The following is a 465-nucleotide window of genomic DNA, read 5'->3' as shown; positions in this document are numbered from 1 at the left end:
GCCTTAGTCGCGTTCAGCTTTGCGAGCTGCTCGGCCGTGTAAATTTTTGTCAAAACGGGCGCACCTTTGCCCGAGCCGCCGCATTGATAGCAGGTGTACCACGTATAGGCCCATGCTTGCGAGCCACCTGCACCGCCGCACCGATGACACGTGCCCGCCCGGTAGAACGAGGCAGAGCCCTTGCGTTCGTCGTAGTCGGCAGGGGTCAGGCCCGAGAATGGGCGGCCGTCGCGGTAGAACAGTTCGGGTTTCGTCGTTTCCATATCATTCCCCTAGTGGGTTATCGAGGGAACGAATAATAATGGGGCCGCGCGGCCCCGTCAATAGTACCCGACTAAATTTTGTGGTTATTCCCCGTCTTGCGCCGCCCGGTCGCAAACCGCCTGTGCATATTTTTCGTTTTCTTTCCATGCGCGCTCGATGGTGTCGTCGGCGTCCGGGCCCGGCTTCACGACACCCAAAACC

1 protein-coding gene is annotated in these 465 nt (G+C 59.4%); it reads right to left on the bottom strand.

The genetic code is table 11. The features are described from left to right. A partial coding sequence (locus AC1RPG_RS08165) for a hypothetical protein (protein ID WP_481762493.1) occupies positions 1–263 on the bottom strand: 263 nt, incomplete at its 3' end. Positions 264–465: the final 202 nt, after the last annotated feature.

The sequence above is a fragment of the Dellaglioa sp. CoH-57-MRSF-18 genome, assembly GCF_056781995.1.
The sequence above is the reverse complement of the archived record's forward strand: the minus strand, read 5'-3'. Positions and strand labels throughout refer to the sequence as shown.